The organism is Acinetobacter endophylla, from assembly GCF_053543775.1.
The window spans coordinates 1-3,039 of the sequence record NZ_JBLVOM010000257.1; the positions used below are offsets into that span (position 1 = coordinate 1).

Here is a 3,039-nt window from a genome sequence, read left to right on the forward strand (position 1 = left end):
ACCTTGAACTTTGTATTTCTGCAGTAAGCGTCTGACCTGACATTCTGAAATATGAAGTAGAAGTAGCTGAGCAGCCTGGGATTGAGTTATGCGTTGATCGCAGATTTCCTGCAAGACCGACAATCGTTTAAGTTCTTTATCCGACATAGACACCAACATATCAAACCGTCCGCTAAGGAAATTGCAAAAGTGCACATTCTAAAAGCGGACATTTCTATTTTGGGCTTACAACACTGTGTTATTCACCAATTAAAATGTCTATGCGATAAACCATTTAAAATGTCCTGTTTTTAACCACAAGAGTCAAGCACAGGATTTAAATTTCTTTGTTCAATAACAGCTTTCTGAGCTTTACGGCTCGGCATACTTTTCTTGGCACGGGAACGTTTATTCTGTTTCTCCAATTCTTCATGTTGTTGCTGGATATGCGCCAGGACTGAACCTAACCGTTTATTCTCAACAATCTCATTTTGCTGCAGCCCAGCCAATTTATTGAAGATGCTGTAGTTGAGCTTTCGTCCTTCATGCATGAGGGCCACAGTGCCATCCGGATACTCCAGAAATGAAACGTATTGCCCAGCAAGCTTATGATTCAGCTCTGTCGGTTCAAGCAGATAAATACATTTGTCATAGGTAATCGTCAGGTTCTTGGTGACCTTACGCGGTTCCTGCCAGGTAAAAATATCATCCAGTTCAAGATCAGATTCGGTTAATGGTCGATGCAGGTTCTTTGAGTTTCGCGCACATTTGGCGAACTTCTGATTGAACTGCTCAATAAAGCAGGGCAACCAGGCATTTGCTTCTGCAATCGAACAGATGCCTTCCAGGCGCATCTCCTTGATCAAACGGTCCTGAAGGGTTCTATTCGCTCGCTCTACGCGACCTTTGGCCTGGGGTGAATTGGCGAAGATAATATCAATGTTTAACTCATTCAGAATCCGCCCAAATTGCGTGATCTGGCTGTCTTGCCTGGATTTCTGGTTGACTCTAAATACCGAGTGTTTATCGCTATAAAACGCTAAAGGCTTGCCGTATTGCTCAATGTAGGCTCGGGTTGAAAGCATATAATCAAAGGTCGTTTCAGCCTCACAAAAGCGCAGATGCAACAGCTTTCCAGTGGCGTCATCGATATAAACCAGCAAGCAGCATTTGGAAGCTCGACCTTCAAACCAGTCATGATATGAGCCATCGATCTGGATCAGCTCACCGAAGCAATCACGGTTATAGCGTGGCTGGTATGGGCGTTTTAGACGTTTGGATCGAGGAATCCAGAGGTCATTTGCAGTCATCCAGCGACGAACCGTTTCTACCGGGATATGCAGGCCAAACATGCTGCTGAGCTTCTCATGCGCCAAGGTAGGTCCAAAGCCCAGCAGATGTTCAGAAATAATGGAAAGACATTTTGATTTTAATAACTCATCATGGCGATGATGGCCAGGTTGACCACGACTGGCATGTGCCAGACCTGAGACACCATCTTGATTGAGCTTCTGCAATAACCGGGTAATTTGACGGGTGGAAAGATTCAGGATTTCAGCAGCACGGACCTGGGTAATACGATGATCTCTAACGTCTTGCAGAACTGCAAGACGTTGAATTTCTTTATCAGACATAGTGATCAGCATTTATATTTTATATCCAGTCCATGGTGATAAAAACCATCATAAACCAGACATTTTTATTGGTGAGAATATAGACACTTTAAATGGGTTCTAACAAGTGTACTTCGTATAATCGCCATTATGTTAAATGGAGGGAAAATCTATTTTTAAAGTGATAAAATTATTGTAGTTATTTTAAGAATAGCTGCTTTTGATACTTGATCATCTATCCTAATTAAAAACTGTTTTTTAATAATTTGGAATATAAATAAGATTTAGTTAAAATTAACATTATTCATATAAATTAAAATTATGTATTACATTTACTAATAATTTAAAATAATTAGTAGAAAAAAATTATGTTTTAATTATTTCTTTGATTATATAAGTTGAGAGTAAAAAATGATTAATACGGAATTTTCAGAGTGTATTTCTGCATGTACAAACTGTTCACTTATTTGTACTGAATGTGCAACTTCTTGTTTAAAAGAAAAAGATTTAGAGATGATGCGTGAATGTATTCAACGTTGTCTAGAATGTGCAGATATTTGTCAGTTATGTGTGCGTATGCAACAACATAACTCACCTTTCCTCAAAGAGATTTGTGAGCTTTGTGCTAAGATCTGTGAATATTGTGCGGAAGAGTGTGAAAAACATTCACATGATCATTGTAAAAAATGTGCTGAGGCTTGCCGTCAGTGTGCAGAAGAATGTCGAAAAATTGCCATGTAAAATACTTCAATAATGTTAATTATATGGCTCTAGACTAACATAATCATTCTGCTAGTCTAGAGCCTTTCCTAAAATTAACATAATACACCTTATACGAAGCCAAAAATGGGAGCTTTAAGCCACTGCTGTCCCATAGTTTGCTTTAAATAAAAAAACCTGAGTCCTAACAGTTAAAATATGAGTGCAAACAAACACTTTAACGACCAGGATTCAGGTTTTGTCACATCAGAATACCGTATTTCATGAGCTAATTAAACCTGTTGTGCGACAGGATTTTGAACAACTTGCTAAAGTACACCATGTTGGACAGAAATTTAGAGCGGCTTCCCGGTGGGATCAGTTTATTGCCATATTGATGTCTCAATTCTCTTGTAGACAAAGTCTGAGAGATATTCAATCCAATTTGGAGTGCCAACAGGAAAAGCTAAGTCATCTCGGAGCAAAGTCTATTCCCCGAAGCACGCTGGCACGAATCAATGAGCAGCAGCCTGCTGCCTTGTATCAACAGCTATTTTACAAGTTGCTTAAATACTATGAACACTCAAAAGTAGCTCATAAATTTCGCTTTAAGAATCCCTTGTATTCCTTGGATGCCAGTCATATTGACCTGTCGCTTTCCTTATGTGAATGGGCCAAAGTTCACGACTCAAAAGCCAGCATGAAACTCAGCATAGGATTGAATCACAGCAATGATATTCCTGAGTTT

The 3,039-nt window shown here is 39.3% G+C and carries 2 protein-coding genes and 2 pseudogenes; 2 read left to right on the top strand and 2 right to left on the bottom strand.

Features of this window, described 5'->3' with window-relative positions; all coding sequences use genetic code 11:
• A pseudogene (locus ACNPNW_RS14100) lies at positions 1-147 on the bottom strand (ISNCY family transposase); the annotation flags it as partial.
• A gap of 143 nt (positions 148-290) precedes the next feature.
• A complete protein-coding gene (locus ACNPNW_RS14105) occupies positions 291-1,625 on the bottom strand; it encodes an ISNCY family transposase (protein ID WP_448767083.1) in 1,335 nt (444 codons plus the stop codon).
• A gap of 378 nt (positions 1,626-2,003) precedes the next feature.
• Between ACNPNW_RS14105 and ACNPNW_RS14110 the strand changes: the two genes are divergently transcribed.
• Positions 2,004-2,333, top strand: coding sequence for a four-helix bundle copper-binding protein (locus ACNPNW_RS14110; RefSeq protein ID WP_004641881.1), 330 nt, complete (start codon positions 2,004-2,006; stop codon positions 2,331-2,333).
• Positions 2,334-2,550: 217 nt separating this feature from the next.
• Positions 2,551-3,039 (top strand): annotated as a pseudogene (locus ACNPNW_RS14115) (IS4-like element ISAbe18 family transposase); the annotation flags it as partial.